Source organism: Shewanella sp. Shew256 (assembly GCF_002196695.1).
In the GTDB taxonomy this organism is placed as follows: domain Bacteria; phylum Pseudomonadota; class Gammaproteobacteria; order Enterobacterales; family Shewanellaceae; genus Shewanella; species Shewanella mangrovisoli.
Map to the genome: position 1 here is coordinate 585044 of NZ_NAJR01000001.1, position 16480 is coordinate 601523.

13 protein-coding genes are annotated in these 16480 nt (G+C 48.2%); 6 read left to right on the plus strand and 7 right to left on the minus strand.

Annotated features, from left to right (window positions below; genetic code table 11):
* Positions 1–34: 34 nt before the first annotated feature.
* Positions 35–898, minus strand: coding sequence for an energy transducer TonB (locus B5P39_RS02515; protein WP_254915674.1), 864 nt, complete (start codon positions 896–898; stop codon positions 35–37).
* A 248-nt stretch (positions 899–1146) separates the two neighbouring features.
* Here B5P39_RS02515 and B5P39_RS02520 point away from each other — a divergent pair, with 248 nt between their 5' ends.
* The 4 genes from B5P39_RS02520 (at position 1147) to B5P39_RS02535 (ending at position 6521) form a co-directional block, all read left to right on the plus strand.
* The gene (locus tag B5P39_RS02520) at positions 1147–3234 is read left to right on the plus strand and encodes a TonB-dependent hemoglobin/transferrin/lactoferrin family receptor (protein WP_088210339.1); all 2088 of its coding nucleotides are present in this window, start codon (positions 1147–1149) and stop codon (positions 3232–3234) included.
* A 21-nt stretch (positions 3235–3255) separates the two neighbouring features.
* Positions 3256–3810, plus strand: a complete 555-nt coding sequence (gene hutX / locus B5P39_RS02525) for a heme utilization cystosolic carrier protein HutX (RefSeq protein WP_088210340.1) — start codon at positions 3256–3258, stop codon at positions 3808–3810.
* Positions 3811–3840: 30 nt separating this feature from the next.
* The gene (gene hutZ, locus B5P39_RS02530; protein ID WP_088210341.1) at positions 3841–4398 is read left to right on the plus strand and encodes a heme utilization protein HutZ; all 558 of its coding nucleotides are present in this window, start codon (positions 3841–3843) and stop codon (positions 4396–4398) included.
* A 335-nt stretch (positions 4399–4733) separates the two neighbouring features.
* Entirely contained in the window at positions 4734–6521 is a 1788-nt protein-coding gene (locus B5P39_RS02535; protein WP_088210342.1) for an ABC transporter ATP-binding protein/permease, read from the plus strand.
* 101 nt (positions 6522–6622) lie between these two features.
* On the opposite strand, the gene B5P39_RS02540 is transcribed toward B5P39_RS02535, so the two are convergent.
* The 6 genes from B5P39_RS02540 to B5P39_RS02565 form a co-directional block, all read right to left on the minus strand.
* Positions 6623–8227 (minus strand): long-chain-fatty-acid--CoA ligase, encoded by a 1605-nt coding sequence (locus B5P39_RS02540; RefSeq protein WP_088210343.1) that lies wholly within the window; start codon positions 8225–8227, stop codon positions 6623–6625.
* 236 nt (positions 8228–8463) lie between these two features.
* Positions 8464–9246 carry a type I methionyl aminopeptidase gene (gene map / locus B5P39_RS02545; protein ID WP_088210344.1) on the minus strand — a complete coding sequence of 261 codons (783 nt, stop codon included), beginning with the start codon at positions 9244–9246 and terminating at the stop codon, positions 8464–8466.
* Positions 9239–9463 carry a ParD-like family protein gene (locus B5P39_RS02550; RefSeq protein ID WP_011621680.1) on the minus strand — a complete coding sequence of 75 codons (225 nt, stop codon included), beginning with the start codon at positions 9461–9463 and terminating at the stop codon, positions 9239–9241. The genes map and B5P39_RS02550 overlap by 8 nt, the downstream gene beginning before the upstream one ends.
* A 331-nt stretch (positions 9464–9794) precedes the next feature.
* Entirely contained in the window at positions 9795–11228 is a 1434-nt protein-coding gene (gene ccoG, locus B5P39_RS02555) for a cytochrome c oxidase accessory protein CcoG (protein ID WP_088210345.1), read from the minus strand.
* A 160-nt stretch (positions 11229–11388) separates the two neighbouring features.
* Complete coding sequence (locus B5P39_RS02560) at positions 11389–12855, minus strand: sigma-54 interaction domain-containing protein (RefSeq protein ID WP_088210346.1); 1467 nt, start codon at positions 12853–12855, stop codon at positions 11389–11391.
* A gap of 510 nt (positions 12856–13365) precedes the next feature.
* Positions 13366–13911, minus strand: coding sequence for a thioredoxin family protein (locus B5P39_RS02565; RefSeq protein ID WP_088210347.1), 546 nt, complete (start codon positions 13909–13911; stop codon positions 13366–13368).
* Between the two features lie 203 nt (positions 13912–14114).
* On the opposite strand from B5P39_RS02565, the gene B5P39_RS02570 reads away from it, so the two are divergent.
* Together B5P39_RS02570 and B5P39_RS02575 are read left to right on the plus strand one after the other, a co-directional pair.
* A complete protein-coding gene (locus tag B5P39_RS02570; protein ID WP_088210348.1) occupies positions 14115–15665 on the plus strand; it encodes a S10 family peptidase in 1551 nt (516 codons plus the stop codon).
* Between the two features lie 86 nt (positions 15666–15751).
* Positions 15752–16366, plus strand: coding sequence for a LysE family translocator (locus tag B5P39_RS02575; protein ID WP_088210349.1), 615 nt, complete (start codon positions 15752–15754; stop codon positions 16364–16366).
* The last annotated feature ends 114 nt before the right edge of the window (positions 16367–16480 follow it).

The following is a 16480-nucleotide window of genomic DNA, read 5'->3' on the forward strand; positions in this document are numbered from 1 at the left end:
TCAGCGATAACTGGAATACTGCGGTTAGGGACGTTCAATTTAAGGCGAACCGAATAGGTACTCTCACCTTGTAATGGCTGGCCAGTTTGTTGGTGGGGGCTTGAAACTCCCAGGTCTCAACCGCCTCTAATGCCGCTTGATCTAATAGTCCAACGCCTGAGCTTTTCACTAAGGTGAGGGCGAGCTGTTGTCCAAATTCGTTAAACATCACTTCTACCGTCGCCGTGCCTTCAAGCCCTTTTTTACGTGCCATGCGTGGATAGGTGGGTTGCGGCGGTTTACTGGCAAAAGTCGGTGTTGCCAGTTCAATAACCTCGGGAGTGGCTTTAGTGTTCTCGCTGGCGCTGGTGGGCGCCATATTGATGTTGTTAATAACGGCATTATCTTGAGCCTTTATTTCTGCCATTTGCGACAACACTAAGTCAGAAGGTTTTGTTATCTCTTCAGTTTCTTTCTGATGCTGTGTATTTGCGGCCATAAGAGGCTTTGCTGTTGTCGCATCAGCCTTAGAGGATGTGTTCGACGTTGGCTTGTTCTGCACTGCGGATTGAATCGTTCGCGGCTTAGCTGTGGTTGGTGCGGAGGCTTGCCTTGCCATTTCAGTTACTGGTGTATCAGTGAGTGCTGACGCCGTTTGGGGCTTACTGGTATTAGGCACATTTGTTGAAATCGCATCTTCGGTAATCGTATTTGCAGGCGTATTTTTTATCGCTGATTTTTCTGCTGCACGAGGAGCTGCAAAGCTTAAGGTAACCGCTTTATTTGCTTCTTTGAGTGCGGTCATTTGTGTCGATTCACTGAGACTACTTAGTAATGGCATAGCAGGCTGCGATGCAATCACACCCGTTTGGATTGCAACGGTTAATGCGCCAAAAACCAGATATCGTTTCGGTGTCACAGTACGCCTTCCAAGTTCAAAAAATAGTCGCCCATCAATCAATGCTAATTAAGATACGTGAATATAAATAAGATCGCAAATGATAATTATTTCCATTTGATCAATTTTCCAATCTCAGTTAGAGTGCCAGCAATTACGAAAATGGATGCTCAAAAATGCAGCAGCTCGACCTAGGTTCACGGACTAACCATACATGGTCGATTTGAATTCTAATCGATTAATATCATTGATGATTTAAGGATGTAACCATGCAAAAGAAGCCGTTAGTTATCGCCATTGCGATCGCATTAACGACTACGGCGCTAAGCTTCACGTTAGCGGCTGAAGAAGGTGTGACTGAGCAGCAGAAGGAGAAGAAACCGGGATTAGTCGAGACTGAGTTTGATGAAGTATTAGTCAGCGCGACACGCTTGAGTGAAAAAGTCTCCCAAACGAGCCGCAGTGTTGCCGTTGTGAGTGAAGAACAGCTCAATGTGGCTCAGGCATCATCGGTTGCCGAAGCGCTAAAAAATGAAGCCAACATCACTCTAACCAATGGTCCGAGAGCGACGTCTCAAGGGGTTGAGATCCGTGGCTTAAGCGGCGATCGTGTATTACAAACCATTGATGGTGCAAGACAGAATACCAGTTCTGGTCACCGTGGTTCTTACTTTATGGATCCAGAATTACTCAAATCAATTGAGGTGATTCGCGGTCCTGCCAGTAGTCTCTGGGGCAGTGGTGCCATCGGTGGTGTGGTGGCACAGAATACTAAATCGGCTCAAGACTTCTTAGCCCCTAACGAAACCTTTGGTGGCTATCTAAAGCAAGGCTATGACACTAATGGCGACCGCACTAAAACCAGCGCTGCCGTGTATGGCCAACAAGATACTATTGATTGGTTAATCAATGGCTCCTACTTCGACTCCAATAATATCAATACGGGGAATGACGAAACCTTAACGAACAGTGCTTCTTTGGGGAGCAGTGGTTTGGCTAAGTTTGGATGGCAAGCCGATGAGGCTTCACGCTTAGAGTTATCGGCAAGAGTAAACAAGATTAATGAACTCGTGCCGAGTAATCCTTCCGCTGCAGTGAGCAGTTCAGTGCCTTTAGTGCGCCGCAAAACGGATGATCAAAACGTTACCCTTAATTACAGCTTGGCGCCGGCAAATAATCCGTATTTGGACACTAAAGTGCAGGTCTATTGGAATAGCACGGATTATGACGAAGACCGAGTGACCAAAGGTCAATTTGATAGCACCGAATACCGCACCATTGGCATCAATCTCAACAACAGTTCGCAACTTGGTAATACTAAGCTGACCTATGGTGTCGATGGTTATCGCGATACTCTTAAAACTGTTAGAGACGATAGGGGCCAAGTAGGGCAGCGCCCAGGGGATATCGATGGTGAGACCACTGTGTGGGGCGCCTTTACCCGTGCCGATATTCAATTGACGCAAACCGTCAATCTCGACGCCGCCTTACGTTATGACAGCTTCAAAAACGAGAGTCACAACCTCAATGCCTCCGCGGATGACAATGAGTTATCGCCTTCGCTGGGCTTAAGTTGGCAGACTCAGCCGTGGCTGACCTTAAGTGCACGGTATGATCAGGCTTTCCGTGCGCCAACGGTTGAGGAAATGTTTTCTACCGGAACCCATTATTGCATTCCGCCGATCCCCGGTTTTTTACCCCAAGGTCTGTGTAATACCTTTGCGACGAATCCTAACTTAAAGTCTGAAGTCGCCCGCAATAAAGAACTGAAAGCCGATTTTCGTTTCAACGACTTAGCCGGAGATGATGAGTTAGCTTTCACCTTAAACATCTTCCGTAACGATGTGGACGATTTTATCGTGCAGCAAGTCTCCAATCCGTTAATGGGGATCCCAGGATTTGAGCAAACCACCTCATGGAATAACGTGGAAGATGCGCAATTAACGGGCTTTGAGCTCAGCGGCCGTTATCGCATTGGGCAAACACGGCTGGCGATGAATTACGGTCAGACCCGCGGTGAAGACCGTAAGACTGGCGACTATATCGAAGGTATGCCCGCCAATAAGTTTAACGTCGACCTCTCTCAAGGCATCATGGAAGGCGATATGAAACTCGGCACTAGAGTGACCTATGTCGCCAGTCAATCCAATACGCCCGAAGATTATCGCGTGGCTAAGTATGACGACTATACCCTGTGGGATGTGTACCTCGCCTGGGAGCCAGCGATGGGAGCTATGTCTGGCCTGAGAGTCGACTTTGCCATCGAAAACATTGGTGATGAGAAATACCAGCAGGCATGGCAGACCCTGTATCAACCTGGTCGCAATATGAAGTTGTCAGCACGTTATATGTTCTAGGCCCAGCTTTAGGAGATGCAAATGACACAGACAATCGACACTGAAATCAGTCACCCTAGCCATCACATAGATGCCGACTCGCAGTCCATGTTAAGGCAGCGCTTTGTCAGCCAGCCCGATTTAATGCCCGCACAACTGGCGAGTGAATTAGGGATTGCCGAGCTTGATGTGGTCGCGGCACTGCCGCAAGCGCAGCGGGTGTTTCTACCTTTGACACAAATCGACGAACTGCTGCAAAGCTTACCCGAGTGGGGACCTCTGACCACGATAGTGATGCTCTCGGGCAGTGTGTTTGAATTTAAAGGTGATTTTCCCCAAGGGAAATTTGCCCATGGATATTACAACCTCTACAGCAAAGGCGATGGCCTTCATGGGCATCTCAAGCTGGATAACATGCGAGCGATCGCGTTAATCAGCAGACCCTTTCGGGGCAGCGAGAGCCATTCGATTAACTTTTTTGGTTCTCAAGGCGAGGTGGTATTCAAAGTTTATTTAGGACGAGACAAGCAAAGAGTGCTTTTTCCTGAGCAAGTTCGCCGTTTTAAAACGTTGGCGGGCACCTTTGCCACTCAATAGTCATCGACATAATTTATTAAGGTATCCAATATGAAGCCTGAAATCTCCGAGCAAGAACAACGTCTAAGGGACAAACTGTTGCCCGAAATTGAGGCCTTTAAACAGCAGCGCCATACTTTGCAACTCGCAACAGTCGATACGGATGGGCAACCCAATGCCAGTTACGCGCCATTTGCCTTAGCTGACGATGGCTTTTACATCTTAGTGAGCGACTTAGCGCGTCATGGCCACAACCTTAAGCAGTCGACCAAAGTGTCTGTCATGCTGGTGGAGGATGAAGCCGAAGCTAAGTCGGTATTCGCCCGTAAACGCCTCACCTTCGACGCTTTGGCTCAAGCGGTTGAACGGGATACGCCCTCGTTTAGTAAGGGAGTCAGCCTGTTATCAAAACGCTTTGGCGACATATCCGATAACCTCGCGGCACTGAAGGACTTTAATCTGTATAAGTTAGCGCCCCATCAGGGATTGTATGTGAAAGGTTTTGGCCAAGCCTTTAGTCTGACGGGCAGTGAATTACTCGATGTTAACTGGAAGCGTGATGGCCACCATGGCACACCTAAAGCGCCCGAAGATATGCAGGTAGCTTAAGTGACTTTAGCTTAAACATTTCTGATTTTGAAAATCAGCGCCTTGAGCTTGACCGACTCAAGGCGCAAGCATAAACCCGCTATCTAGGCGGGTTTATTGTTATATTCCTCGAGATATTTCGTTATGCCTTCATTCTTTGTTATTGCCCGCTTTGCAGCGACTCCTTGCGAAAGTCACTTTGTTTATCATGAGGGCTTTCGGGTATGCTCTGTTGATACTCGCATATGTTAAGGTTGATGGGCATATAAAGCCTAAGGATATCAATAGTGAACAAACAGGTAACCGAGACTACAGAATCGAGTACACTTCCCCCACGATCATTATCAGAGTCCACTATGTCTCACAACGCTGCTAATTATTCGATTCGCCAACGGGCGGTATTGCCCTGGATTTGGCAATTTCTTAAGCCCTATCGCCTGCAGGTGGTGGCGGCGATTGTATTTCTGTTGATTGGCTCCTTGGCTTGGCTTTCCCTCGGGCAAGGCGTGCGGCTGATGGTGGACGAAGGTTTTATTAAGGATAACGCCCAGCGCCTCAATGAAATTATTCTGTTGGTGCTGCTGATCACTGCCGTGAGTGGCACTGCGGTATTTTGCCGTTTTTATCTGATGACTTGGCTCGGCGAGCGGGTCAGCGCCGATATAAGGCTGACGGTTTACAACCAACTGCTGAAGTTGTCTCCTGCTTTCTATGCCAAGGTGCGTACTGGAGAGGTGATTTCGCGCTTTACCGCCGACTCTACGCTGCTGCAAACCGTGGTCGGCTCGAGTCTCTCGATGGCGCTGCGCTCCGGTGTGACAGTGATAGGTGGGCTGGCGATGATGGGGATCACCAGCGTGAAGATGACGCTGCTCGTGCTACTGGCCGTGCCTTTGGTACTAGGGCCTGTCGGTTTCTTTGGCCGAAAAGTGCGAACCTTAGCGCGGGAGAGTCAAGATAGGGTGGCGGATTTGGGTGCCTATGTGGATGAAACCTTACATGAAATCCACACAGTGCAAGCCTATGGTCATGAGGATAAGGACCGCAGTTTGTTCAATGGTCGTGTCGAAGATGTGATGACCGCCGCCAGTGGTCGTATTCGCTATCGCGCCATGTTGATTTCCTCCGTGATGTTTTTAAGTATCGCCGCCATAGCATCTGTGACTTGGGTCGGCGCCCACGATGTGATGTCGGGTAAGATGACGGGCGGTGAACTCTCGGCCTTTATGTTTTATGCCGTGATGGTAGCAGGCGCCGTCGCCACCATTAGTGAAGTCGTCGGTGAGATCCAGCGCGCCTCGGGCGCTGCCGAGCGCTTAATCGAACTGGCTGAAACTGAAGTCGATATTCCTGCGCCACTGGTGCCTAAAACGCTGCCTGCGAAAGTGCGTGGCGAGCTGCAATTGCAACAGCTGAATTTCCATTATCCCGAGCAAACTCAGTTAGTGCTCCGCGATTTAGAACTAACGATTACTGCGGGTGAACGGGTGGCCTTGGTCGGGCCGAGTGGGGCCGGAAAGAGTACCTTATTTCAATTATTGCAGCGGTTTTATGTGCCGTCATCGGGCAGCATTCATTTGGATGGGATTGATATTGCTGAGCTTTCACCAAAGGATTTGCGGGCACAGTTTGCGCTTGTGCCGCAGGACTCAGTGATTTTTGCTACTAGTGTATTGGAGAACGTACGCTATGGCCGCGTCGATGCCAGCGAGCAGGAGGTGATAGATGCCTGTATTGCGGCCCGTGCCCATGAGTTTATCAGTGAATTTAGTGAAGGTTATCAAACCTATTTGGGTGAGCGCGGCGTGCGCTTATCCGGTGGTCAAAAGCAGCGTATCGCCATTGCGAGGGCGATTTTAGCCGACAGACCTATCTTGCTGCTCGACGAGGCGACCAGCGCGCTCGATGCCTTAAGCGAGCAAAAAGTGAAGCAGGCACTGGATGAATTGATGAAGGAGAAAACCACGCTTATCATCGCCCATCGCCTCGCCACTGTGATCAATGCGGACCGAATTATCGTGTTCGATAAAGGGCGTATCGTCGCCAGTGGTAAGCATCAAACTCTTATACAAACCAATGCCCTATATCGCGAGTTTGCCAGTTTGCAGCTGCTCACGGATGAAGTGAGTGCGCTGAGTGAGTAAGGTTCGGATGGGAATGTAACGTAAACAAAACCCCAGAGTGTTGCTCTGGGGTTTTGTTTTGGATTTAAGACTGCTCAAACACCACTGATGTTTAGGTATGTTTAAGCCTGATGTTTCAGTTCTCTGCGTAGAATTTTGCCCACAGTGCTCTTAGGTAGCTGTGGCATAAATTCAATCAACTTGGGCAGCTTGTAGGCGGTAAGTTGCTCGCGGCAGAAGTTAAGAATAGCGGTTTTCATCTGCTCATGGTCTTGGCTGTCATCTTTTAGCACAACAAAGGCTTTGACCGCTTCTCCTGAGTGTTCATCCTTTACGCCAACCACGGCACATTCAATGATATTTGGATGGCTTGCGAGTACGTTTTCGACCTCATTCGGATAGACGTTAAAGCCGGAGACAATAATCATATCCTTTTTGCGATCAACGATTTGGTGGAATCCTTCCTCGTTCAAAATCGCAATATCCCCAGTTTTAAAGAAGCCATCGGCAGTCATCACATTGGCCGTTTCTTGGGGATTATTCCAATAACCTAGCATCACTTGTGGCCCACGGGCGGCGAGTTCACCGGCTTCTCCTTGCGCGACTTCATTGCCGTTTTCGTCTAACAGTTTGACCTCAGTGCCGAGAACGGGCTTACCGATAGTGCCAATCTTCTGATATCCGGGGGCATTGAGTGAAATCACCGGTGAGGTTTCGGATAATCCATAACCTTCACTGATGGTGTTGCCCGTGGTTTGCTGCCAGATATTGGCAGCGGCAGCGGTGAGTGCCGTACCACCCGAAATCGTGATTTTTAAATGACTGAAATCCAGTGCCTTAAATTCGGGCTGATGACACAAGGCGACAAAGAGAGTGTTAAGCCCTGCAAAACCAGTAAAAGGGTATTTCGCCAGCGTCTTGATTAAGCCACTAATATCACGGGGATTGGGGATTAATACCGAGCAACCACCACATTCAAAATACAGTACTAAGTTCACCATAAAGGCGTAGATATGGTAAATCGGCAGTGGCGCGACAAAAATATCTTCCCCATCGCTGATAACGCTGCCAATACGAGATTTTACCTGCGCCGCATTGGCGAGCATATTACCGTGGGTCAGCATGGCACCCTTGGAGAGGCCCGTTGTTCCACCTGTATATTGCAGCGCCGCTAAGTCATTTGCTGCGGGAACAAAACGGCTAAAGGGCAACTCTGCCCCTTGTTTTAGCACTTGGCAGAATTCGACATTTTTAAGCCCCGTTTTGGGCTGCACTTGCGGGTCGATAAGATCTAACGGGTGAGTGGAAATCACTAATTCAATCGGTGTGGTCGCAACCACTTTGGCGAGGGTTGGCAGCAGATCCGACAGCACCACTAAGGCCTTAGCGCCAGAGTCATTAAACTGATGAATAAGCTCTCTTTCGGTGTAGAGCGGGTTAGTGTTAACTAGGATAAGCCCCGCCCGCAGCGCACCATAGGCCGCGATAACGAACTGGGTAATATTGGGTAATTGAATCGCGATCCGATCGCCGGGTTTTAGATTAGTGTTATTCTGCAAATAGGCGGCAAAATAGCGTGAATCGCGTTCTATATCATTGAAGCTGCTGGTTTTCCCCAAACAAGCATATGCCGTTTTATCACCAAAGCGTTGGCTAGTGCGTTCGATTAAGTCTATGAGTGATGAGTATTTGCCAAGTTCGAGTTGTGACTCTTGATCGTATGCCATGCCTAACTACCTCAAATAGGTTTATCGTTGTTATTATTTTAAAATCAAACGAGTGTTTAGATTAGAAGGATTCAACCTGTCAGGTCAACGTTTATCGTTAAATTATTGTAGCAATTTGCACGGCTATCCAATTGTAAAAATAGAATTTTTACTCTAATGAAGGGCGGTGAACTGCAGTGCAAATTTACTACAGCACACCTGAATTTGAGATGAAAAAGCGAGGGTTAGCGTCGAAATTAGCGGGGAGATTGCTCATCGTGGCGTAGGGTGAGCACTTCGTATCCCGTAGAGGTGACAAGTATCGTATGTTCCGATTGCGCCGAGAGTTTTTTATCGCGGGTAACAACCGTCCAACCATCTTTTTTGAGCTTTATCTTTTCAGTGCCCTGATTCACCATAGGCTCAATGGTAAACACCATGCCCGCTTTGAGCTTAAGGCCTTGATTCGGCTTTCCATAGTGAAGGACTTGCGGCTCTTCATGCATTTCTTGACCTATCCCATGGCCGCAGTAATCTCTGACAATGCTATAGCCAAAGGATTGGGCATATTGGTGAATCGCATGGCCAATATCGCCTAGAGTCGCCCCAGGTTTTACCTGTTTGATCCCCTGCCACATGGCAAGATAGGTAACATCGGCCAGCTTCTTCGCTTCGGCGGGTGCCTGTGGCATCACATACATTTTACTGGAGTCGGCAATATAGCCGTCTCTCTCGAGGGTAATATCTAAGTTAATGATATCTGTGCTTTTGATGACCTCATTCACTGAGGGCACCCCATGGCAGACCACTTCGTTAATGGACGAATTCAGCACATATTGATAGCCATACTGACCCTTACTGGCGGGACGCGATTTTAGCTCATTGACGATAAAGGCTTCGACCGTATCGTTGATGTCCATGGTGGTAATGCCGGGGCGGACATAGGTATCAAGCATTTGAAATACTTGAGCTAGTAATTGCCCCGCACGGCGCATCAGTGCAATTTCTTCGGCAGATTTTATCTTCACCTGATTATTCATCGGCCATTTCCTTTACTTGGGTCACATTGGCTAGGTTCACGTCCGCAGATTTCATTAAGTCGGCGACTAACTGATTAAAGGAGAGCTGTGGATGCAACTCTGCCAGCATCCCGATCCTTATCCAGAATTCCGCCTGTGAGTTGATTGAACGTGACATGACCGAACTGGCTTTTCTCAGTTCATCATGCAGCTCTTCGGAAATTTTAACTATGCCCATAAATATACTTTATATATGTTTCGTATATTTATTGTATTCGATCTATATGGTGATTCGTCAATAATAAATCGATATTGCTTTACCGCAATGACAGCCGAGCCTCTTTTGATGCGGTCATCGTAAGCGCAAGAGAAGTGGCTATAAGGCTATTGCTTTAAATTGACGTACTTCATATTTGTGCGGCGCGAGTTGAGGCTATTTAGCTGATTTAACGAAATAAGGTGAGCAAAAAAGCCCGGCGAACCACAGTGATCCAACGGGCATCATTCATAGAAGTGACTAACGAGCATGCAATGTGCTCGTTTATCGGTGAGCACACTAGCGCATTACGCTAAGGGCTAAAGAAGCCGGTTTCTTGGCTAACGCTTTGTTCAGGTTTGCTGACATCCGTTACCGAGAATTCGATAATTTTGCGCCCCGTTGGGATTGCATCCTTATCAGCTAATACTGTCACGGGATAATCTGATTGCTCGCCCGGAGCGAGGGTAATGACCTGATCGGCAATTAAGCTGAAGGGCATTTCGCTGTTGACCGCGAGTTGATATTGCTTGGTTTGCTGAGTCTTATTACGGATCTTCAGCTGGTAGGTATTTTCAACTTTGTTATCGGCGGTTTCGCGGTACAGGCTCTGTCTGTCACGAATAACGTTAAGCTGAATTTCACTGCGACTAGAAAGATCTAAACCTATCACAACCAGCATAATGACAACGGCGGCGCCGTAACCTAAAAAGCGTGGCGAGCGCCAGTTGGAATGGGTGACGCCCTTTAATTCATTCTCGCTGACATAGCTAATCAGGTTTTGTTTGTAGTCGAATTTTTGCATGGTTTCATTACAGGCATCGACACAGGCGCCGCAGTTAATGCACTCGTATTGGAGACCTTGGCGAATATCGATTCCCGTCGGGCAGACTTCGACACATAAATTACAGTCAACACAATCACCGAGTTCAGTCTGTTGTTTGCGCTTACGTGGACCGCGCGCTTCGCCGCGTGCGGCATCATAGGTCACGGTTTTAGTGTTGGCATCGAACATCACTGCCTGAAAACGCGCATAGGGGCAGCAGTGTAAGCACATTTGCTCGCGCATCCAGCCAGCATTTAAGTAAGTACAAATCGCGAAAAACCATACCCAGCAGGTTGTCCAAAAGCCGGCGTTGCCGGTAAAAATATCCAAATAGAGTTCTCGGGCGGGGATGAAATAACCAATAAATCCACAACCAGTAATTAAGGCGGCTAATCCCCACAGACCGTGTTTAAGGCTTCTTTTGCCGAGTTTATTGGCTGACCATGGCGCCTTATCGAGCAATTTGCGTTTGTTGCTGTTGCCCTCAATCCGGCTCTCGAGCCAGACAAACATAAAAGTCCACGCGGTTTGCGGGCAAAGATAGCCACACCAGACGCGCCCCCAAAACACTGTGATGAAAAACAACCCAAAGGCGGCGGCAATAAACACCCAAGCGAGCAAGGTGAAATCCTGTGGCCAGAGCGTGAGGCCAAAAAAGAAGAACTGTTGTTGACTCACATCCAGCAATATCGCTTGCCGACCATCAAAGGAAATAAAGGGCAGGGCAAAAAACAGCAATACTAATAGGCTATTCATTGTGGTTCTCAGGCGTTGAAAATAGCCCTTCTGCTCACGGAAATGAATCTGGCCACTGCTTTTATGTGCTGGCTTATCGTCCGCCTGGATATTTTTTACGGGGATGAATTGCTCGGCAGAGGAGCGCTTGGCGTTCTCACTCTGTAGGGTGTCACTCTTGGGCATATGCTGTCCTAACGGCTTAAATAAGATTCGGCTCCCTATAGCAAGCGTTAGGCCAATAATTTTTTGTTTTAACGTATTGATATTTAATGGTTAAATCAAAGGGTGATTTAACGCATGTCGCGATATATCGCTAATTGGCGATATATCGCGTTTTTTAAGGCTACTCTTCTGCAGGGGTTTGGCGTGTAATCCCGAGTTTCTTCATCCGCGATCTGAGTGTACTTGGCGGAACGCCGAGCACATTGGCCGCACCATTGGGACCCGAAATACGCCAATTGAGCTGCTTTAATGTTTGCTCTATATGCTGTGCTTCCGCCTCGGCCAAGGTTTGTAATGGTGAAGCCGCGGTTTGAGTCTGCAGTTGATGCGTAGGCATGGCATGGATTTGTAAAATATCCGTTTGGGATAAAATGGCCTCCCGTTCGAGGATATTCTGTAATTCGCGCACATTGCCAGGCCAGCTATAGGCCATCAGTTTTTGCAGACCCTTTTGGCTTACGCCGCGCAGTTTCTTACCGAGTTTGCGGTTTAGGGAATGCAAAATGTGGCTGACAAGCTCGGGCATATCTTCAAGCCTTGCCCTCAGCGGCGGCACTTGAATAGGGAAGACATTCAAGCGGTAATAGAGATCCATCCTGAATAAGCCCTGTTCAACGCGCTTGAGTAAATCATGGTGGCTGGCGGCGACTAAGCGAATATCGACCTTGATGGTTTCACTGCCGCCGAGTCGCTCAAAGGATTGCTCTTGGATCACCCGCAGTAACTTAGATTGCGCCTCCAAACTTAATTCGGCCACCTCATCAAGAAACAGTGTGCCTTGATGGGCGAGCTCGAAGCGGCCCTTGCGCTGCTGAGTCGCACCCGTAAAGGCGCCTTTCTCATGGCCAAACAACTCACTCTCTAGCAGTGAGGCTGAAAACGCCGCGCAGTTAACGCTGATCATGGGTTTATCTTTACGGCGACTCAGTTGATGTAAGTTGCGGGCAACCAGTTCTTTGCCTGTGCCATTCTCGCCACAAATCAATACGGTACTGTCGGTATTGGCCACCATATGCAGTTGCTGGATCATATGGCGGATCACCGCGCTACTGCCCGAAATATCCACATCGCCGGTCTTATCGGCTAACTCGGCTTGGAGATAGTGATTCTCGCTGGCAAGTTGTTCCGACAGTGCTTGAACCTGCGCCAAAGCTTGGCGTAGCGACTGCTCGGTTTGTTTCTGAATACTAATGTCGCGAAATATCGCGACTACACCGATAAGCTTGTTATCCCGATAGACGGGCGTAGAGCTGTAATGCACTGGAAAGCTGCTACCATCCTTACGCCAGAACACATCGTGGGTAATTTCCCTTGCTATCCCATCTTTTAACGTATTGTAGATGGGGCAATCTTCCTGGGGATAATGACTACCATCCGCGTGGCTATGATGATGGCAATTATGGATATTTTTGCCGAGTAACTCTTCATTTTTCCAGCCCGTCATGCGCTCGGCGGCGGGATTGATAAAGACGGCATTACCATTTAAATCAAACCCATAAATGCCTTCACCCACGGCATTAAGCAGTAACTGATTCTCTGGCAGAAAATGTTTATCCAAGGGCATTGCGGTGGGCTCTATTGATGTCATTCAGCTGATTCCTTAATACGAATGAGTGCCCTAAGTATAACCCCTTGAATCGTGTCGCGATATATCGTGAGTTGCTCTGTGATGCTTGAAGTGAATGCTTTAGAGGCAAGCTTAGAGGTCTGACCATTAACCTGTTGATAATAAAAAGCTTATATTTTAATCGATCGAAAGTTGTATTTAATGCTGGCGTAAAGGATTAAATTGTTATAAAAATGTTTCATAAATATCTTTGGCTAAGTTGACCTGAAATAAGCAGGCTTGCCCTTAATACTGGGGATTCACGGCAACGCGGGGATGTTTATTGAAGTACGGTGTGAGTGAACGAACGAGTTAAATAGCGTTTTGGGGTTAGACGGTTGTAAGAGTACGGAGTAGTTTTCTGCCCACCTTTCCGGAAAATTGCTTTCTACTGATTTGAAGTGTGCAAAAAGGCTGCGATGCAGCCTTTTTTATTGCGCCAGCGTTGAGCTTTACGGCTTCGGTTTTTGAGGTTTAAGCCAAATTAACCGCTTACAGAGCTTTCGCCTGAGCTAAGCCATTAAGCACGGCCTCTATGGTGAGTGTTGAAGGCAGCACTATGCCGTTAGGCGCCCTTGGGCCATAGACCTTATTGTAAGGCGTGCCCGGTACGCCTTCATGCTTCATGTAACCCGCAATGGTGGAATCGGCTTCACTCCAATTTCCCTGCATCAAAATAACCTTGTCGGCCATCAGCGCATTCACCACTTGTTCCCTATGCGTGACTTCCGCCTTGTTGGTTTGGCAAATGCTGCACCAGTCAGAGGTGATATCCACAAACACTGTGTAGCCATCGGCGACCAGTGGCGCGATTTTTTCAGGGGCCAGCGTGTGCCACTGCAGCTTTTGATAGGCTTGATAATCTTCGCCTTTATGTACAAAACCGATAATTCCGCCTAGGCCGACGGCGAAAAATCCCAACACAAAAATTACTGCCAGTGGAATGCGTTTACCTTTGCTGCGTTGCCAGATTAACAGGCCAATCGCGCCCACAAGTAATGCGAGAATGACCAGACTGATAAGAGTGATAGTGCCCATAGATGCCTACATGAGTTTTCGATAATCCAATCTATCTTAGCGGCTAACAGCTTAAATCTGCGTGAATTTATGCTTTAAAAGCCGATTAAACCTTTGACGCATTCGGTTGCAATTGTGCTTTTGCGCCGAGTGCACAGTCTTTGTAAGCTGGTGTATTAATAAAAAGACCACAAAATAATTACAACGGAAGGGAAGGACGATTAATGCGAGCGCTAACAGAGAAGCAAACGCCCTCAAGGCTGATATGGGCAAGTGTGTTGCTGCCCTTGTTATTCACTGTGTCCATGGTCGGCCATGCCGAGCCAGCTAAAAAAAGCGATGCCAAAGTGGATAAGCTAGTGCCAGAGGTGGTGACCACTAAGCACAGAATGACGATTCAAAATCAGAAGATCAGTTATCAAGCCATCAGTGGTGAGACCATTTTAGAGGATGATAAGGGTGAGCCTCAGGCGAGCATCTTCTCTATTACGTATTTACGGGATGATGTGCAAGACAGCAGTAAACGCCCGGTCACGTTTATTTTTAACGGTGGCCCAGGTTCTGCCTCGCTGTGGCTGCACATGGGGCTCTTTGGACCAAAACGTGTGATTGTGCCAGGTGATGCTAAAGATGATGGGGCGGCGCCTTATCGGATTGAGGCCAACGATTACTCGTTACTCGATGAATCAGACTTAGTGTTTATCGACCCTGTGGGCACGGGTTTTAGCCGCGCCCTCGGAGAGAAGAAAGGCGCCGATTTTTGGGGCGTGAAAGAAGATGCCCAATCAATTGCTGAGTTTATGCGCCGTTGGTTGATTGAACATAAGCGTTGGAATTCGCCCAAGTATCTGGCGGGGGAAAGCTATGGTACGACGCGAGCCGCGGCATTAGTGGATGAGCTCCAAGGCGGTTGGACCGATATCTCGGTCAATGGCGTGATGTTGATTTCATCGATTCTCGACTTTAGCCACGCTCGCTATCAACCGGGTAATAACCAACCCTACATTGGTTTTTTACCAACCATGGCGGCAACCGCGTTTTATCACAATAAAGTCAGCAAGGCCGACAAGGCCTTGGGGCTCGAAGCGTTTGTCGAACAGGCGCGTCAATTCGCCATCAAGGATTATGCCTTAGCCCTATTGCAGGGTAGCCGTTTGGCGCAAAGCGATTATCAAAGCGTACGCAAACAGTTGGCGCGTTTTACAGGCTTGAGTGAGTCTTACCTCGATCGAGTGAATTTACGGGTGAGTGCGAGTCGCTATACCAAGGAATTGCTCAGGGATCAGGATTTAACAGTCGGGCGGTTAGACAGCCGTTACACCGGCAAAGATTACGACAGTGGCGGTGACTCGACCGATAATGACCCTTCAGGATATGGTATCGATGGCGCTTATACGGCGGCTATCCATCAATATCTGTATGAGGATTTGGGGGTTAAATTATCACGCCCCTTCAACGTGCTCTCCACCGATGTTAACCGTGGCTGGAACTGGAATATCAGCGGTAAGCAAATGCATTATGTGAATGTGGCGCCCTATTTAGGGCAGGCGCAGCGCGAGAATAAAGACCTGCGCATTTTTGTTGGTAACGGTTATTTCGATTTTGCGACGCCCTTCTTCGCGACTGAAAATACCTTTGCCGATAATGGTATAGATAATAGCCGCGTCACTATGCATTACTACAAGGCGGGCCACATGATGTATATAGAGCCCGCATCGCTTGCGCAACTGGTGCAGGATATCCGCGCTTTTTATCATCCTAACGCGGCTAAATGAGAGTGACCGTATTGTTTGGCCAGTGTTAAACTGCCACTCCTGTGAAGGCCCTATTGAGGGCCTTTTTATGCTTTAAAGGGTTAAAAATGAGCTTTAGTACTTGGTTAGGGCTATTGGCGATTTGTTGCTTGGGCGCTATGTCTCCCGGGCCGAGTTTGGCCATGGTGGTGCGTCATACCTTGGGCGGTGGTCGCGGCAAGGGGATTGTTTGCGCTTGGGCACACTCGATTGGTATTGGCATTTATGCGTTAGTGACGTTACTCGGCCTAGCCGTTGTATTGAAAAAAGCGCCGTTGATTTTTAATGGGATCGCGATTTTAGGCGCGCTCTATCTCGCATGGATGGGGATCCAAGCATTGCGCTCAAACGGAGGCATGCAGGCAAAACTTGCGGCGGGGGAGGGGACGGATACGCTCACTGCGGCGCGCGATGGTATCGCGATTTCCCTGTTCAATCCTAAGATTATGTTGTTCTTTTTAGCGCTGTTTAGTCAGTTTGTCATGGTGGCCGATAGCTTGACGGGGCAAGCGCTTATCGTGTTAACACCGTTGGTGGTTGATGGGCTTTGGTATACTTTGATTGCCTTACTGTTGTCCCATTCGAGCGTATTGCCTAAGTTACGGGAAAAAGCGGGACTTATTGATAAACTCTCTGGTGTGGTGCTTATCCTGCTCGCGATACGCGTGGTGTATACCCTCTAACGTATTGCAATGCGTTTAGAACAATGCGAAGAGATAAATGCACAGAGATAAGTGTTCAGATATAAAAAAACGCCATCCTAGGATGGCGTTTTTTATGGGATTTTGGCAGGCGAT

What these genes read in the sequence shown, in the direction of transcription:
- hutX (WP_088210340.1), top strand. Translation starts at nt 3,256, where the DNA reads ATGACACAGACAATCGACACTGAAATCAGTCACCCTAGCCATCACATA.
- B5P39_RS02575 (WP_088210349.1), top strand. Translation starts at nt 15,752, where the DNA reads ATGAGCTTTAGTACTTGGTTAGGGCTATTGGCGATTTGTTGCTTGGGC.
- B5P39_RS02540 (WP_088210343.1), bottom strand. Translation starts at nt 8,227, where the DNA reads ATGGCATACGATCAAGAGTCACAACTCGAACTTGGCAAATACTCATCA.
- B5P39_RS02550 (WP_011621680.1), bottom strand. Translation starts at nt 9,463, where the DNA reads ATGGGCATAGTTAAAATTTCCGAAGAGCTGCATGATGAACTGAGAAAA.
- ccoG (WP_088210345.1), bottom strand. Translation starts at nt 11,228, where the DNA reads ATGCCCAAGAGTGACACCCTACAGAGTGAGAACGCCAAGCGCTCCTCT.
- map (WP_088210344.1), bottom strand. Translation starts at nt 9,246, where the DNA reads ATGAATAATCAGGTGAAGATAAAATCTGCCGAAGAAATTGCACTGATG.
- B5P39_RS02560 (WP_088210346.1), bottom strand. Translation starts at nt 12,855, where the DNA reads ATGACATCAATAGAGCCCACCGCAATGCCCTTGGATAAACATTTTCTG.
- B5P39_RS02570 (WP_088210348.1), top strand. Translation starts at nt 14,115, where the DNA reads ATGCGAGCGCTAACAGAGAAGCAAACGCCCTCAAGGCTGATATGGGCA.
- hutZ (WP_088210341.1), top strand. Translation starts at nt 3,841, where the DNA reads ATGAAGCCTGAAATCTCCGAGCAAGAACAACGTCTAAGGGACAAACTG.
- B5P39_RS02565 (WP_088210347.1), bottom strand. Translation starts at nt 13,911, where the DNA reads ATGGGCACTATCACTCTTATCAGTCTGGTCATTCTCGCATTACTTGTG.
- B5P39_RS02520 (WP_088210339.1), top strand. Translation starts at nt 1,147, where the DNA reads ATGCAAAAGAAGCCGTTAGTTATCGCCATTGCGATCGCATTAACGACT.
- B5P39_RS02535 (WP_088210342.1), top strand. Translation starts at nt 4,734, where the DNA reads ATGTCTCACAACGCTGCTAATTATTCGATTCGCCAACGGGCGGTATTG.